This is a genomic window from Bradyrhizobium sp. SZCCHNRI3043, from assembly GCF_032377735.1.
Taxonomy (GTDB): Bacteria; Pseudomonadota; Alphaproteobacteria; order Rhizobiales; family Xanthobacteraceae; genus Bradyrhizobium.
In genome coordinates this window covers 163430-178399 of sequence record NZ_JAUHID010000006.1, presented here as the reverse complement: position 1 = coordinate 178399, position 14970 = coordinate 163430, and the positions used below count along the sequence as shown (strand labels likewise).

Genomic DNA, 14970 nt, shown 5'->3' with positions numbered 1-14970 from the left:
TCGGCCTGCGCCTTGTTCCGCCATTGTCATGTCGTCCTAGCGCCAGGTCTTGCGGTAGGCGCCCTGCGTGGTGGCCTGCCCTTCGGTGAACGCCGTGAGGTCGGACGCGTCGGCGGACCGGCCGGCATCGAGCGCTGCCAGCACGCTGCGGAAATGCCGCACGACCCCGTCGACATAGGCGCGGCCGCGCTGGCGGCCCTCGATCTTGAGCGCGGTGACGCCGGCTTCGCGCAAGCCTGCGAGCAGGGTCGTGGCATCGAGGCTGACCGGATCCTCAAAGATGTAGCCAGAACCCTGTGCGGTCGAGAAACGCCCCTTGCACAGCGTTGGATAGCCGGCAGGTTCGTTGCGTCCGAAACGGTTGATTGTGAAAGCGCCAAGCCGCGAGGTCGTGCCCAATATCGTCTCCTGATAGACGACATGACTGGCCGGCGAGCATACCCCCTGCATGTTCGGCGACTTGCCGGTGGCGAAGGAGGACAGCGAGCAACGCCCCTCGGCCATAACGCATAGTCCGCCAAACACGAACACTTCGGTCTCGCATGCCGTCTCACGGGTGATCTCGGCGATCTCGGGCACGCTCAGCACGCGCGGCAGCACCACGCGGCGGGCGCCGAAATTCTCGACATAGAACGCAATCGCGTCGACATTCGCCGCCGCCGCCTGCACCGAGACATGCAGTCGCTGTTCGGGATGGCGCCGCGCGACATAGTGCATCAGCCCGACATCGGCAAGGATCAGCGCGTCGGCCCCGGCCTCGACGGCATCGTCGACCGCGCGACGCCACAGCTCGACGGCGCCGGCGCGCGGGAAGGTGTTGATCGCAACCAGCACCTTGGCGCCGCGCCGATGCGCGAACGTTACTCCTTCGCGCATCTGCTCGCGGCTGAAATTCAGCCCGGGAAAGTTGCGGGCATTGGTCTCGTCGGCGAAGCCGCAATAGACGGCATCGGCACCGGCTTCGACCGCGCTCTTCAGCGCCGCCGGCGTCCCTGCCGGACAGATCAGCTCCATGGTCGCATCCCGCTGTCGTTCGTCGTTGATCTCAGCAGCGAGTCACGCGCGGCCGCGAGCAGGCGTTGCGCGGGCACGCCGAACGGCCCCGAAAGCGCTGCGATCTCGCCGACCAGATCCAGACCGGCATCGTCGATCGCATTGCGGAGCGCCAGCACCGCCTCGATATCGCCTTCGATGACGAGCTGACGCGAAAACATCAGCGCATCGCCGTCGAGCCGGCCCTCGACCAGCGCCAACAGGCTCACGATCGACGCGGAGATGGAGGCATCGAGGCCGGTGGGCAACTCGCGCACCGCCGCGAGTTGCGGCTGCTGTGGGCCCGCCTGAATCACGAAAGCGAACGGCAGATCGGTCGGCTTGATGCCAAAGCGCTTTCCGCGATGCGACCCGAGCCGGTCGAGCAGATGCGGATGCCGGCGCAAGAGCCCACGCAGGAAAGCGCCGAGCGCGATCTGCAGGGGCAGCAACGGCAACGGACGCAGCACCTGCCTGAGCAGTGGCGGCAACAGGGGCAGTGAGGTCGAAGACGCGTCCTGAAGAGAGCTCATGGCACAAGCTCTGGCCGGATCGGCGGGGGAAGTATTTGACCCGGAACAAAGATCACACTGATTGTTCCAGCTACGAGGCGTTTTTTGAACGGAGCCTATCGTTGCGACGTGATGTCCCTCGCTTCCGCGAGCTGTCGGATTTCCTGCGCTTTCTCGACGAGCGGGGACAGCTGCGACGCATTCGCGACAGCGTCTCGGTCGTCCACGAGATCACCGAGATCCATCGCCGCGTCATCTCCGCCGAAGGGCCCGTGCTGCTGTTCGAACGACCGATCAAGGCATGCGGATCGCTCTCGGCAATGCCGCTCGTCACCAATCTGTTCGGCACCGTGGAGCGAGTGGCCTGGGGCATGGGCGTGCAGCCGGAACGATTGGCGGAGCTCGGCGAGATGATGGCGGAGTTGCGCGCCCCCCAGCCGCCGCGCGACATCAGGGAAGCGCTGCAGAAGCTGCCGCTGGCACGCGCAGCGCTGTCGACCCGGCCGAGGCTGCGATCAGCCGCGCCGGTGCATGAATGTGTCACGATGGGCGATGACATCGACCTGACCACCTTGCCGGCCCAGATCTGCTGGCCGGGCGAGCCGGCGCCGCTGTTGACGTGGCCGCTCGTCATCACCGTGCCGCCGGACGCGTCCGCCGGCGAGCAGGAAAATGTCGGCGTCTACCGCATGCAGGTGCTCGGCCGCGATCGCGCCATCATGCGCTGGCTCGCCCATCGCGGCGGCGCCCGCCACCACCAGCTGTGGCAGGCGCAGGGGCGCGACATGCCGATTGCGATCGTGATCGGGGCCGATCCCGCCACCATCCTCAGCGCCGTGTTGCCATTGCCCGAGACCATCTCCGAGCTGCGCTTCGCCGGCATCCTGCGCGGCGACCGTCCCGAGCTGGTCGAATGCCTCACCGTGCCCCTGACGGTGCCGGCGGCCGCCGAGATCGTGATCGAGGGCATCGTGTCGGCCACGGAGACCGCGCCGGAGGGGCCCTATGGCGATCACACCGGCTACTACAACGCCGTCGAGAGCTTTCCGGTGCTTCAGGTCACCGCGATCACCACGCGTCGCAGCCCGCTCTATCTGTCGACGTTCACGGGACGCGCGCCGGACGAGCCGTCTCGAATTGGCGAGGCGCTGAACACGCTGTTCGTCCCCTTGATCCGACGACAATTCCCGGAGGTCGCCGACTGCTATCTGCCGCCGGAGGCCTGCTCCTACAGGATCGCCGTGGTAGCGATCGAGAAGCGCTATCCGGGCCAGGCCCGCCGCATCATGCTCGGCCTGTGGTCGATGCTGCCGCAGTTCAGCTACACCAAGCTCCTCATCGTGGTCGACCACGACATCGACGTCCGCGACTGGCGCGCGGTGATGTGGGCCGTCGCAACGCGCTGCGACTCCTCGCGCGACCTGCTGTCGATTGACAACACGCCGATCGACTATCTCGACTTCGCCTCGCCAAAATCCGGCCTCGGCGGGAAGCTCGGCATCGACGCCACAACCAAGCTCGGGGTCGAGACCGAACGCCCCTGGGGCGAGGTGCTGGCGATGAACCCCGCTGTAGCCGCGCGCATCGACGCGATGTGGCCGAGCCTCGGCCTCGGCGATGCCATAGCCGACCGAACGGCCTCGGCATGAACGGGCGGCATCACGTCATCGTCGGCATCAGCGGCGCCTCGGGCGCCGCGATCGGTGCGCGCATCGTCGAACGGCTCGCGGAGCAGCCGCAATGCACGGTCCATCTCGTGGTGTCGGACGCTGCCATGCGCACCTTGCACGAGGAGGTCGGCCAGGGCGGCCTGGCGCGGCTGCGCGATCTGGCGGCGCATGCTCATGATGTCGCCGACATCGGCGCGAGCATCGCCAGCGGCTCGTTTTCTGCAGCCGGCATGATCGTGGCGCCCTGCTCGATCCGCACCCTCTCGGCGATCGCCTGGGGCCAGCTCGACAACCTGCTGGTCCGCGCCGCCGACGTTCAACTCAAGGAGCGCCGCCGGCTGATACTCCTGGTGCGGGAGAGCCCGCTGCATCTCGGTCATCTCCGAGCGATGACGCAGGCCACCGAGATCGGCGCGATCATCGCGCCGCCAATGCCGGCGTTCTACCTGAAGCCCCAGTCGCTCGATGACGTCATCGAGCAGATCGCCTGTCGCGCGATCAACCTGCTCGGCGTCCCCGGGCTCCACGCCAACGCGCGGGAGTGGCTTCCGGAGCGGACGACCGAAGCAGGCAATCTTGTTGAGATGGCGAAGCAAGACAGACGATAGGATTTGAAGACAGAACACGACAGACGCACTCGGGCGATGGACCGAAGGCGTCCACGGCGGTTGACGTGTTCTTCGACGAGCGGGCGTAACGACGCCGCCTCTCCGGCCGAGCCGCTGCCAGCTTTTCGCTTTCGTTCGGTCAGTTGACGTTGTCGAAACCCAGCGCAGCACGAACGGCCGGATCAATTCTGGATGAGGTCCAAGGCGGATCGAATGTCATCGTCACGTCCACGGCTTCGACGCCCGCAATCTCCGCAATGCTGCTTGCGACCCCTTCCTTGAGAAAACCTGTTGCGGGGCACCCGGGTGTTGTGGCCGTCATCGTGACATGCACGACGCCATCCGTCGCCGTGATCTCATAGATGAAGCCGAGATCGACCACGTTTTCCCCCAGCTCCGGATCGATGACCACGCGCATTGCGTCGCGGATGCGGTCGATGACGTCGCGGCTCATAGCGGAGCCCTCACCGACAGTTCGTAGGTCGATCCATCCGGCGTAAACCCGCCGAGCCAGCGAAAGCCACGCTTCTCAAGTTCAGGGAACAGGAAGACCGGCTCGCGGCCCAGAAGTGCCGACAAGGTCTCTCCAGGGCCCAACTCCTCCGCGGCCGCAAGGATGCGCACCATCGGCTCGGGTGGGTCGAGCTCTCGGTTGTCGAGCGTGACTACGGGATCTGGCCATCGCTCGAATGCGAGGCTGGCACCAGCGTCTTCCTGACCGGCGTCCTCGGCAGCCAACGGCGAAAACAGCACTTCCCAGTCGCCATCGTCGAGCGGGCGATCGGTGTGGGCGAAGCCCTTTCCTGCCATGACGGAGAGCAGCGGAACCGGCCTGAAGCTCGCGATCAGCCGCACACCCTGGCCTGGCGCAAGCCGGTCGACCGCGTCCATGATGATGGAGAACGGTTCGCCTCCGGCCCTGAGAATCGGTCGGACGTCGACGTCAATGTACGCGGTCATGGCTCTCCTCCTAGTTTCTGGCGAACAACAGGCTTGGCGCGATGGCTCCGGCCGGAAGCCTCCGGGAGCCCGCAACATCGGAAAGACGTCGGACTCGCACAAGCTCGTGTATGATTCCAAGACTGCCCACGGCCATGACCGCCGCGGCGCCGCGAAACGCCTGGCCCTCGCCCATCATCAACATGATGGTCGCCGCCCAGACGCCTAGAAAATAGATGATGAACCACTTCTCGGACCGACGTTCCACCGCCAGGTCCTGAACCCGTGGCGTCGGGGCGCGCCCCATCACGGGACCGTAGGTTTCGAGCCAGGTCAGAAAGGCGACAATCTTGTAGAGCTTCGCGAATATGAGACCAGACAGCCAGCCGAACACGGCCAAGAACGCGAACGCGCCGACATGAACGCCGACCTTTCCGGTGACGATGATGACGGTGCCGAGCGTCACCGTCGCCGCCAGATTGGCGAAAGACACGGTTGCCATCCGCATGTTCAGCTCGAGCTGGCGCCGTTTGCGGGAGCGATAGATCGTCGCGATGTCCCATCCATAGAGCGCAAGCGAGATCACCCCAAGAACGGCGGCGAGGATGAGCACGGCTCCGAGCTCGGCCCCGAGGCCGATTGCGAACAATCCGCCCACGACTGCTACCGATAGCGCGAGCGCACCGAATTTCAGCGCGGATGTGCTCTGTCGCTCGCCGAGGTCCGCCGAGAGCATGAACATGGCTAGCAGGCGATAGCTCACCCCCATGGCGGTCAGGGTCAGCCAGCCTCCCAGCCCGGCAATCGCATGGATCGGAATCGCCGCGGCCAGGAGCGCGTCGCCGAAGGCGCCCGCCGATCCGGCGAGGGCAAACGCGAACGCGGCGCCGAGCGCGACAGTTGCGCATAACGCGCCAAGTCCGGCGATGACAAATAGAGCAGATCCCTTCGGCTGGCTGAAGAGAGTCAGGCCCAGATCGAGCGCGACCATCGCCAGACCCGCGCCGAGCACCACGCTGCCGGCCGGCAGAAGCCAAACGGCTGGAGCAATTCGTCCGGCCAGTGAGAGGAAGCCCAATATCAAGCAGACCAGACCGACGTTGATGAGGAACAAGGCCGGCAAGGCCCATTTGTCGAAGGGGAGCGGCCTTGCGACGAGAACGGGAACGAACTGGAACAAGGCGCCGCATACCGAGAGACTGAGCCAACCGATACAGACCGCATGCACAACGACAAGCGTATCGGGAGCGCCGAGCTCTGCGGCGGGGTAACCGAGTCCGCCGACCAGCATTGCCAAGGCAACGAGCAGCCACCCCAGCGCTGCCGCGAAATAGCTCATCGTCCAGCGCGAGATTTTCGCCCCAATCATGAGCGGCTCCAGTTCTTGATCGCGGACGCAGCACTCGCGACGACGATGCGCCATTCGGCAGTTGCCGTGGCGCCCGGAGGAACGCAGCCAAGGGGACGCGAACAATGAGCTTGCGCCATACGATCCCCGGCGATCGGAAAGATGCTAAACTGGCCCGACCGGCCATTCTTTGTCGGAGCGCAACATTCTGCGTCATCAGCGTCGTGATGACCACTCCAGCTCGACCGACGGACTCCCTGTCGCGTCGAGGAACATCCATGTCAGCCGGCAGATATCTTCGGGGGTCTGGCTTGGCAGTTCTGTGTCCCCCGCCCCCTCGATTGCTCGCAATCGCAATCAGCGCAGCTGGCTGGCTGAGTCTATGGTTCGATCCTGCCGAACACTTTCCAGCCACCGCTCCACGTCTCCGCGGGCTTCGAGCTCAACCCCCATATCTCCGGCGAAACCTCTCCAGGCATCGATATTGCTGCGCGGCACGGCGACAAGCGTCGGTATCGCAAGGTCCAACGCGCGGGCAATCAGATCAAGCGTTCCGCCTCCCCCGCACTCTGCCTTACCAAATTTGTTCAACACCAAGATGTTTGGACGCGCATCCAGGCTGGCGAGGACTCGAACTGTCACCTCTGCAAGTGCCGATTCATCCAGCCGGCAACCTGTCGCTCCCGATCCACGATCCTCGAAGATCGGGGTTTGATTTGCCGTGTCGATCTCCTCGAGCAGGACGTCGCACCTGCGATTTTCGTCGAGGAACAGCCTTCGCTGCAGTGCGCCGGCGACCTTCAATCGCGCTCGACGCGAGTGATCCACGAGGTGATCGAACGTCTCGTAGGGATACTTCCCGTCGTCGTATACGAGCGCCACCAGCGGCGCGGCCGCAACGCCGACTTTCTCTACCGTCTCATCGTGCATGCGAATCCCAACATCAATTTGATGCCTCGACAATTTTTAACCCGCCCCTCCAGCACAGATGGCCTGCGGTGGATCCGTTCTAGGAGTGATCGATTTCATCCCTCTGCAGCGACCACTTGATCATGGACGTCAGACAGACGATCGCGGGGTCGGCGGCGCTGTCGATAGAGCTCATCAACCCGAGCCAATCCTCGTTCTCTGCGAGATTTGCAAAGCGCCGGACAGCAGCCGACGCATACTCACCGATATCCTCGCCGAGGCGATCCGCGACAGAGCTGATGCGCACCAGGAGCGTGAGGTCGCCACACCCCTGCAACACCGCACTCGACTTCGCGTCGTCACTGAGATCGTGAATGAGATCCCCGAGCAGCATGATCGCCCCCTCTACTGCGGCAGTACCGATTGCGGCGCCGGCAACGTCACGCCAACGATCTCCGCGCGGCCTGCCAGATTGGCTACATATTGCGCGAGCGCCTGATGCCGCACACGCTCGGTGAGATATTGCGAAATGCGCGCCCTTGCCATGTCGAACGGCAGGACTTGTCCAAGGGCCCGTCGGTCGAGGCGCACGACATGGATACCAAAGCGTGTCTCAATCAGACCGACCTCTCCAACCGACATCCGGGCCAGCGCGGCGTCGAACTCTGCGGTCGTCTGCCCACGCGACAGCTGCCCGAGCCCGCCACCATTCTCCGCCGAGACCCTGCAACCGGAGCGTTCGCGCGCGATGGTCTCGAACAGCTCCGGGCTTCTCCGCACGGCCTCCACGATCGTCCGCCCCTCGTCTCGCGCAGCCGATCGAGCCATCGAATCGCTGCTCGGCGCGATCAGCAGGATGTGAGACGCTTCGTAGAGTTCACCGACCAGAAACCGCTGCCTGTTCTGATCGTAGAAGCGACGGCACGCCGATTCGTCCGGCTCGTGTATCAGAACCTCGCGTGCGATCAGCGCCCGCATCGCCGCTTCTTCCTCGGTTTCGCTGCGACCTTCGGCATCGCGCAGGGGAGCGGCCGTTATGCCGAGCCGCATGACCTCCTGTCTCAGCAATTCGCGCACCGCAAGCGCGCGCGCCGCCGCTTGCCAGGCGAGGATCGGCTTGTCCGACGGATGGTTCTGAACTTCCCGGGCAATGACGTCGCGTTCGATCACGACCCCGTTCACACTGACCGGCTTCGGCTTTGGAAGCGCCGCGCCCAATGAACAGTCCATCGGCTACTCCGCGGGCTGAATTGGTTGCACAAGATGACGGCGCCCGTCGCGGCTGCGCACCACCTGATAGCCGCGGCGGCCGAGATACCACACCGGCGCACTCCAGATGTGGACCAGGCGGGTGAAGGGGAAGAGCAGGAAGATAGTCATTCCCAGGACCAGATGCGCCTTGAAGATCGGATGGACGTCGACAATGTTGGCGGCGATTCCGGGCTGCAACGTGAGAATGCCCTGCGCCCAGGCCATGAACTTGACCATTTCATGACCATCGAGATGACCGAGCGACACGGGGATGGTCGCCAAGCCAAGCAGCAGCTGGACGAACAGCACCAGAAGGATACCCGTGTCAGCAAAAGACGACGTCGCGCGAATCCTGGGATCGAAAAGCCTGCGATGCGCGAGGAGTGAAATGCCGACCAGACACATCAGTCCGGCGCCGCCACCGGCGACGATCGCGAGCATCTGCTTGAAGCCGTGGGACACGCCGAGCATGTCAAACACCCAGATCGGCGTCAGCAGCCCGACGAAATGACCCGCAAAAATGAAGAGGATCCCAACATGGAAAAGGTTCGAGCCCCAGATCAATTGGCGCCGCCGAAGCAGCTGACTCGAGCCTGAGCGCCACGTGTATTGCTCGCGGTCGAACCGAATCAGACTGCCGACCAGAAAGACTGTCAGGCAGAGATAGGGATACCAGCCGAAGACGATGGCATTGAGTGTTTGCATGGCCAATCCCTCATTGCAACTGTGACGGCGGCGCGTTGACCGCACGTTTGGCGTGGCGCAGTTTTGCGATCAGATTGTCGTGCCCACAGGCTGCCTGGTCGCCCCCTCCCGGGCCGAACCTGACCTCTTCATCCTCCCAGGCCGCGTCGAGCGCGTGCAGGTCCATCGGATCCACGTCCGCCGCCTTCAGCAGCTCATCGACGATCTCCGCGCGGGGCTGCTCCGCGGCGATCTGGAGCAGCGCATCGAACACCGCCCTATAGCTCGACTGCCGACGCCCCAGTCGTTCCGCGAGCGCGGCGATGATGTGGCTGGTCTGGCCAAGCAACTCGCGCGCGTCCGCAATCTCCCGGGTGGCGAGAAATTCGAGGAACAGCGGCAGATAATCCGGCAGCTCGTTGCCGGCGATGACGAGGTTCGCACGATCATACATGGCCCGCAGGTCGACCATGGCCTGGCCGCGGTCGCGGCCTTCGCCATGGACGTGCTCGAACAGATGCAGCGCCAGGGTCTTGCTGCGGTCGAACAGCAGGCCGTAGCGCTCCTGCAGGTCGTAGACGTCGCCCGTGGCGATCTCCTGCAGCAGCACATCGAGCTCCCGGCGAATGCCAGGCTGGACGAGGCCTTCCTGGTCGAGCACCCGCGCGAGCTCCGGGATAGCCGTGATCAATTCCCCGCTCGGATAGTTCAGCAATGCCGACAGCACCTTGAACGTCTTCATCAGGCGACCTCCATCGGGTTCTTGGCCTTACGCGGCGATCCGAACAGGTTGACTTCGCTTTCGCCCCCGGAGCAGCCGTTGCCGAACGAGAAGCCGCAGGAGCCGCGGATATCAAACGCGTCGGCACCGAGCTCGCGGTGCGCGGTCGGGATCACGAAGCGGTCCTCGTAGTTGGCGATCGCCATGATGTGGTACATGTCGTCGATCTGCGGGCCGCTCAGGCCGACGCGCCTCGCGATCGCCTCGTCGACCACGCCGTCAATGGTCTTGGCCCGCATATAGGCACGCATGGCCAGCATTCGCTCGAGCGCCAGCGTCACCGGCTTCTCGTCGCCCGCAGTCAGCAGATTGGCGAGGTACCGCATCGGAATGCGCAAGGATTTAACGTCGGGCATCTCGCCATCGTGCCCGATCTTGCCGGACGAGGCCGCCGACGTGATCGGCGACAGCGGCGGCACATACCAGACCATCGGCAGGGTCCGATACTCCGGGTGCAAGGGGAAGGCGACCTTCCATTCCATCGCCATCTTCCAGATCGGCGACCGTATCGCCGCCTCCAGCCATGCATGAGGGATGCCCTGGCGCTCGGCTTCCGCAAGCACGTTCGGATCGCTCGGATCGAGAAAGATGTCGAGCTGGGCCTGGTAGAGATCGCCCTCGTCGGGCTTGGCCGCGGCCTCTGCGATGCGGTCCGCGTCATACAGCACGACACCGAGATAGCGAATGCGCCCGACACAGGTCTCGGAGCACACGGTCGGCTGCCCCGCCTCGATCCGAGGATAGCAGAAGATGCACTTCTCCGATTTTCCCGAGGACCAGTTATAATAGATCTTCTTGTATGGACAGCCGGAGACGCACATTCTCCAGCCGCGGCACTTGTCCTGATCGATGAGGACGATGCCGTCCTCCTCGCGCTTGTAGATCGCACCGGACGGGCAGGATGCGACGCATGCCGGATTGAGGCAATGCTCGCACAGCCGCGGCAGATACATCATGAAGGTGTTCTCGAACTGGCCGTAGATCTCCTTCTGCACGCCGTCGAAATTGATGTCCTGAGAGCGCTTGGCGAATTCGCCGCCCAGGATCTCTTCCCAGTTCGGTCCCCACTCGATCTTTTCCATCCGCTCCCCAGACACCAGCGAGCGCGGCCGTGCCGTCGGCATCGCAGATGCCTCGGGCGCACTTTGCAGGTGCTGATAGTCGAAGGTGAACGGCTCGTAGTAGTCATCGATCTCGGGGAGGTCGGGATTGGCGAAGATATTCGCCAGAACCCGCCACTTGCCGCCGATCCGCGGCTGGATCGACCCGTCGCGATTGCGCGACCAGCCTCCCTTCCAGCGGGACTGGTTCTCCCAATCCTTGGGATAGCCAACGCCTGGCTTGGTCTCGACGTTGTTGAACCACGCGTATTCCATCCCCTCGCGGCTGGTCCAGACGTTCTTGCAGGTCACGCTGCAGGTGTGGCAGCCGATGCACTTGTCGAGATTGAGCACCATTGCGATCTGAGCACGGATCTTCATTCTGCAGCCTCCGAGGGGGTCGTGGCCGACCGGTCAGCAGTCGGCTGGTCCAGCCAATCAATCTTCGACATCTTCCGGACGATGACGAACTCGTCGCGGTTGGCGCCGACCGTGCCGTAGTAGTTGAAGCCATAGGCCTGCTGAGCGTAGCCCCCGATCATGTGCGTCGGCTTCGGAACGACACGCGTCACCGAATTGTGGATGCCGCCGCGCAGCCCCGTCTGCTCGGAGCCCGGCACGTTCACGATCTTTTCCTGAGCATGATACATCATGCACATGCCCTGCTTGACCCGCTGCGAGACCACAGCGCGCGCAACCAGCGCGCCATTGGTGTTGTAGGCCTCGATCCAGTCATTGTCGGCGATACCGGCAGCCTTTGCGTCGATCTCGCTGATCCACACGATGGGACCGCCGCGCGACAGGGTCAGCATCAGGAGATTGTCGGTATAGGTGGAGTGGATGCCCCACTTCTGATGAGGCGTAATGAAGTTCAGGATGACGGACGCATTGCCATTCGGCTTGCGATCGATCACCGGCTTGACGGTCTTGGTATCGATCGGCGGCCGGTAGACGCAGAAGCCCTCGCCGAAGGCCCTCATCCATAGGTGATCCTGATAGAGCTGCTGCCTGCCGGTCAGCGTCCGCCACGGGATCAGCTCGTGGACATTGGTGTAGCCGGCGTTGTAGCAGACCTTCTCCGACTCGAGCCCCGACCAGATCGGCGACGAGATGATCTTGCGCGGCTGCGCGACGACGTCGCGGAATCGGATCTTCTCGTCTTCCTTCGGAATGGCGAGATGAGCATGGTCGCGGCCGGTGAATTGCTCCAGGGACGACCACGCCTTGACTGCGACCTCGCCATTGGTTTCCGGCGCCAGGCTGAGGATCACCTCGCAAGCGTCGACCGCACTGTCGATGCGAGCCAGCCCCTGGGTCGGCCCGTCGTCAGCGACGACGCCGTTGAGGCGCTTCAGGAGTTCGACCTCATGGTCGGTGTTCCAGGCCATCCCCTTGCCGCCATTGCCGAGCTTGTTCATCAACGGTCCAAGCGAGGTGAAGCGCTTGTAGAGATTCGGATAGTCACGTTCGACCACCGTGACCGCCGGCATGGTCTTGCCGGGGATCGGATCGATCTCGCCCTGCTTCCAGTCCTTGACGTCGAACGCCTGCGCGATTTCGCCCGGACTGTCATGCATGATCGGGGTCAGCACGACGTCCTTCTCGACCCCGAGCACTTCGGGCGCGACCCTGGAGAAGGCCTCCGCGATCCCCTTGTAGATGTCCCAATCGCTGCGCGATTCCCACACCGGATCGATCGCCGCCGAGAGCGGATGGATGAAGGGATGCATGTCGGACGTATTGAGGTCGTTCTTCTCGTACCAAGTGGCCGTCGGCAGCACGACGTCCGAGTACATGCATGTGGTCGACATCCGGAAGTCGAGCGTGACCAGCAGATCGAGCTTTCCTTCCGGGGCCTCTTCGTGCCAAGTGACCTCGACCGGTCTATTGTGGCCCTGGTCGCCAAGATCCTTGCCGATCACGCCATGCTTGGTGCCGAGCAGATGCTTGAGGAAATATTCGTGGCCCTTGCCTGAGGCGCCGAGCAGGTTGGAGCGCCAGACGAAGAGGTTGCGGGGCCAGTTCTTCGGATGATCGGGATCCTCGCAGGAGAGCTTCAGCTCCCCCGACTTCAAGGCCTTAGCGACGTAGTCCTTCGGCTCCAGGCCGGCGGCGGCGGAGCGCTTCGATACCTCGATCGGATTGGCCTGCAGTTGCGGCGCGGACGGCAGCCATCCCATGCGCTCCGCGCGGACATTGTAGTCGATCAGCGCTCCGTCCCAAGAACCGGCCGGTGCGGTCGGTGAGAGAATCTCGCTGACATTGACCGTCTCGTAACGCCATTGGTCGGTGTGAGCGTAAAACGCCGAAGTCGAATTCATCTGCCTCGGCGGGCGCCCCCAATCGAGCGCAAAGGCGAGCGGCGTCCAGCCCGACTGCGGCCGCAGCTTTTCCTGACCCACATAATGCGACCAGCCACCGCCGGACTGGCCGACACAGCCGCACATCACCAGCATATTGATGATGCCGCGATAGTTCATGTCCATATGGTACCAGTGGTTCAGACCGGCCCCGACGATGACCATCGAGCGCCCCCGGGTCTTGGACGCATTCGAGGCAAACTCGCGGGCAACCGCGATGATCTGGCCGCGCGGCACGCCGCAGATCGCCTCGGCCCATGCCGGAGTGTACGGTTCCAGATCGTCGTAGCTCCTGCCGAGATGGTCGCCGCCGAAGCCGCGATCGACGCCATAATTGGCGGCGAACAGATCGAACACAGTGGCCACGGCCGCCTCGCCATCGGCAAGACGAAGTCGCTTCACCGGCACGTTGCGAGTCAGCACATCTGGATGATTGGTGCCGCTGAAGTGATCGTGCTGACGGTTACCGAAATAGGGGAATCCCACCGGCGCGATGTCGTCCTCGATGCCGGCCAGAGACAGCCGCAGCCGAGTGTCGTTGTTCGCCGAGCTCTTCTCTTCCAGGCTCCACTTGCCTTTTTCGCCCCAGCGGAAGCCGACCGATCCCTTGGGCACGACAATGGCCCCGCTGATCTCATCATAGGCGACGGTCTTCCATTCGGGATTGTTGGCCTCGTCGAGCGATGTGGCGAAATCCGAGGCGCGCACGAACCGCTCAGGAACGAGCCGTCCCTCGGATTTCACCAGCCGCACCAGAAATGGCATATCCGTATACTGGCGCACATAGTCGTTGAAGTATGGCGTCTGCCGGTCGATGTGAAACTCCTTGAGGATCACGTGACCCATCGCCATCGCGAGCGCCGCGTCGGTGCCCTGCTTCGGCGACAGCCAGAGATCGGCGAATTTCGCAGCCTCGGAATAATCCGGACAGACAACGACGCTTTTGGCCCCCTTGTAACGAACCTCAGTATAGAAGTGCGCATCCGGCGTACGCGTCTGTGGCACGTTGGAGCCCCACAGCATCAGGAAGCCTGAATTGTACCAGTCCGCGCTTTCAGGTACGTCGGTCTGCTCGCCCCAGGTCTGTGGCGAGGCCGGCGGCAGGTCGCAATACCAATCGTAGAACGACATGCAGACGCCGCCGAGCAGCGACAGATAGCGCGCGCCGGCCGCGTAGCTCACCATGGACATCGCCGGGATCGGCGAAAATCCGAACACGCGGTCCGGACCATGGGCTCTGACCGTATAGGCATTGGCTGCCGCGATCAGCTCGTTGACCTCGGCCCAACTCGCCCGCACGAAGCCGCCCAGTCCGCGCTTCTGCACATAGTCCGAGCGCTTGCCCGGATTCTCGACGATCGACTTCCAGGCTGCGACCGGCGTCATCCGCGCTCGCGCCTCGCGCCACAGCCTGAGCAGCCGCGAGCGCACCAGCGGATATTTCACCCGGTTTCCGGAATAGAGGTACCAGCTATAGCTCGCGCCGCGGGCGCAGCCGCGCGGCTCATGATTGGGAAGATCAGGGCGCGTCCGGGGGTAGTCGGTCTGCTGGGTCTCCCAGGTGACGATGCCGCCCTTGACGTAGACCTTCCACGAGCAGGAGCCGGTGCAGTTCACGCCATGCGTCGAGCGCACGATCTTGTCGTGCTGCCAGCGCTTGCGATAGCCCTCCTCCCAGGAACGGTCCTCGGTCGTCGTCACGCCGTGTCCGCCTGCGAACTCCTCCTTGGCCCGGGTGAAGAAGGTCAGCCTATCGAGAAAATGGCTCATCGTTTA

General features: G+C 63.7%; 14 protein-coding genes. 2 read left to right on the top strand and 12 right to left on the bottom strand.

Annotation, left to right across the window (positions count from 1 at the left end; all coding sequences use genetic code 11):
* Window positions 1-36 precede the first annotated feature (36 nt).
* Both QX124_RS15405 and QX124_RS15400 read right to left on the bottom strand, forming a co-directional pair.
* The gene (locus QX124_RS15405; RefSeq protein WP_315797620.1) at window positions 37-1014 is read right to left on the bottom strand and encodes a peptidase U32 family protein; all 978 of its coding nucleotides are present in this window, start codon (window positions 1012-1014) and stop codon (window positions 37-39) included.
* Window positions 1005-1523 (bottom strand): SCP2 domain-containing protein, encoded by a 519-nt coding sequence (locus QX124_RS15400; protein WP_315797619.1) that lies wholly within the window; start codon window positions 1521-1523, stop codon window positions 1005-1007. Before QX124_RS15400 ends, QX124_RS15405 begins: the two co-directional genes overlap by 10 nt.
* Window positions 1524-1666: 143 nt before the next feature.
* Between QX124_RS15400 and QX124_RS15395 the strand changes: the two genes are divergently transcribed.
* Both QX124_RS15395 and QX124_RS15390 read left to right on the top strand, forming a co-directional pair.
* Window positions 1667-3193, top strand: a complete 1527-nt coding sequence (locus QX124_RS15395; protein ID WP_315797618.1) for a UbiD family decarboxylase — start codon at window positions 1667-1669, stop codon at window positions 3191-3193.
* Entirely contained in the window at window positions 3190-3822 is a 633-nt protein-coding gene (locus QX124_RS15390; RefSeq protein WP_315772865.1) for a UbiX family flavin prenyltransferase, read from the top strand. The genes QX124_RS15395 and QX124_RS15390 overlap by 4 nt, the downstream gene beginning before the upstream one ends.
* Before the next feature lie 139 nt (window positions 3823-3961).
* On the opposite strand, the gene QX124_RS15385 is transcribed toward QX124_RS15390, so the two are convergent.
* The 10 genes from QX124_RS15385 to QX124_RS15340 form a co-directional block, all read right to left on the bottom strand.
* Complete coding sequence (locus QX124_RS15385; protein ID WP_315797617.1) at window positions 3962-4276, bottom strand: metal-sulfur cluster assembly factor; 315 nt, start codon at window positions 4274-4276, stop codon at window positions 3962-3964.
* On the bottom strand, window positions 4273-4782 hold the full coding sequence (locus tag QX124_RS15380; protein WP_315776929.1) for a DUF2249 domain-containing protein: 510 nt from the start codon (window positions 4780-4782) through the stop codon (window positions 4273-4275). Before QX124_RS15380 ends, QX124_RS15385 begins: the two co-directional genes overlap by 4 nt.
* Window positions 4783-4792: 10 nt before the next feature.
* Complete coding sequence (locus tag QX124_RS15375) at window positions 4793-6130, bottom strand: hypothetical protein (protein ID WP_315797616.1); 1338 nt, start codon at window positions 6128-6130, stop codon at window positions 4793-4795.
* A 336-nt stretch (window positions 6131-6466) separates the two neighbouring features.
* Window positions 6467-7039, bottom strand: coding sequence for a DUF2478 domain-containing protein (locus QX124_RS15370; protein ID WP_315797615.1), 573 nt, complete (start codon window positions 7037-7039; stop codon window positions 6467-6469).
* Between the two features lie 79 nt (window positions 7040-7118).
* Window positions 7119-7412, bottom strand: a complete 294-nt coding sequence (locus QX124_RS15365) for a hypothetical protein (protein WP_315797614.1) — start codon at window positions 7410-7412, stop codon at window positions 7119-7121.
* A gap of 11 nt (window positions 7413-7423) precedes the next feature.
* Complete coding sequence (locus QX124_RS15360; RefSeq protein WP_315797613.1) at window positions 7424-8248, bottom strand: peptidylprolyl isomerase; 825 nt, start codon at window positions 8246-8248, stop codon at window positions 7424-7426.
* Between the two features lie 3 nt (window positions 8249-8251).
* The gene (gene narI / locus QX124_RS15355) at window positions 8252-8974 is read right to left on the bottom strand and encodes a respiratory nitrate reductase subunit gamma (RefSeq protein ID WP_315714236.1); all 723 of its coding nucleotides are present in this window, start codon (window positions 8972-8974) and stop codon (window positions 8252-8254) included.
* A gap of 10 nt (window positions 8975-8984) precedes the next feature.
* Entirely contained in the window at window positions 8985-9695 is a 711-nt protein-coding gene (gene narJ, locus QX124_RS15350) for a nitrate reductase molybdenum cofactor assembly chaperone (protein WP_315797612.1), read from the bottom strand.
* Window positions 9695-11215, bottom strand: a complete 1521-nt coding sequence (gene narH / locus QX124_RS15345) for a nitrate reductase subunit beta (RefSeq protein WP_315797611.1) — start codon at window positions 11213-11215, stop codon at window positions 9695-9697. Before narH ends, narJ begins: the two co-directional genes overlap by 1 nt.
* On the bottom strand, window positions 11212-14964 hold the full coding sequence (locus tag QX124_RS15340) for a nitrate reductase subunit alpha (protein WP_315797610.1): 3753 nt from the start codon (window positions 14962-14964) through the stop codon (window positions 11212-11214). Before QX124_RS15340 ends, narH begins: the two co-directional genes overlap by 4 nt.
* Window positions 14965-14970: the final 6 nt, after the last annotated feature.

Coding starts and splice junctions, on each gene's coding strand:
- narH (WP_315797611.1), bottom strand. CDS start 11,215: ATGAAGATCCGTGCTCAGATCGCAATGGTGCTCAATCTCGACAAGTGC.
- QX124_RS15390 (WP_315772865.1), top strand. CDS start 3,190: ATGAACGGGCGGCATCACGTCATCGTCGGCATCAGCGGCGCCTCGGGC.
- QX124_RS15365 (WP_315797614.1), bottom strand. CDS start 7,412: ATGCTGCTCGGGGATCTCATTCACGATCTCAGTGACGACGCGAAGTCG.
- QX124_RS15340 (WP_315797610.1), bottom strand. CDS start 14,964: ATGAGCCATTTTCTCGATAGGCTGACCTTCTTCACCCGGGCCAAGGAG.
- narI (WP_315714236.1), bottom strand. CDS start 8,974: ATGCAAACACTCAATGCCATCGTCTTCGGCTGGTATCCCTATCTCTGC.
- QX124_RS15385 (WP_315797617.1), bottom strand. CDS start 4,276: ATGAGCCGCGACGTCATCGACCGCATCCGCGACGCAATGCGCGTGGTC.
- QX124_RS15360 (WP_315797613.1), bottom strand. CDS start 8,248: ATGGACTGTTCATTGGGCGCGGCGCTTCCAAAGCCGAAGCCGGTCAGT.
- QX124_RS15405 (WP_315797620.1), bottom strand. CDS start 1,014: ATGGAGCTGATCTGTCCGGCAGGGACGCCGGCGGCGCTGAAGAGCGCG.
- QX124_RS15380 (WP_315776929.1), bottom strand. CDS start 4,782: ATGACCGCGTACATTGACGTCGACGTCCGACCGATTCTCAGGGCCGGA.
- QX124_RS15375 (WP_315797616.1), bottom strand. CDS start 6,130: ATGATTGGGGCGAAAATCTCGCGCTGGACGATGAGCTATTTCGCGGCA.
- narJ (WP_315797612.1), bottom strand. CDS start 9,695: ATGAAGACGTTCAAGGTGCTGTCGGCATTGCTGAACTATCCGAGCGGG.
- QX124_RS15370 (WP_315797615.1), bottom strand. CDS start 7,039: ATGCACGATGAGACGGTAGAGAAAGTCGGCGTTGCGGCCGCGCCGCTG.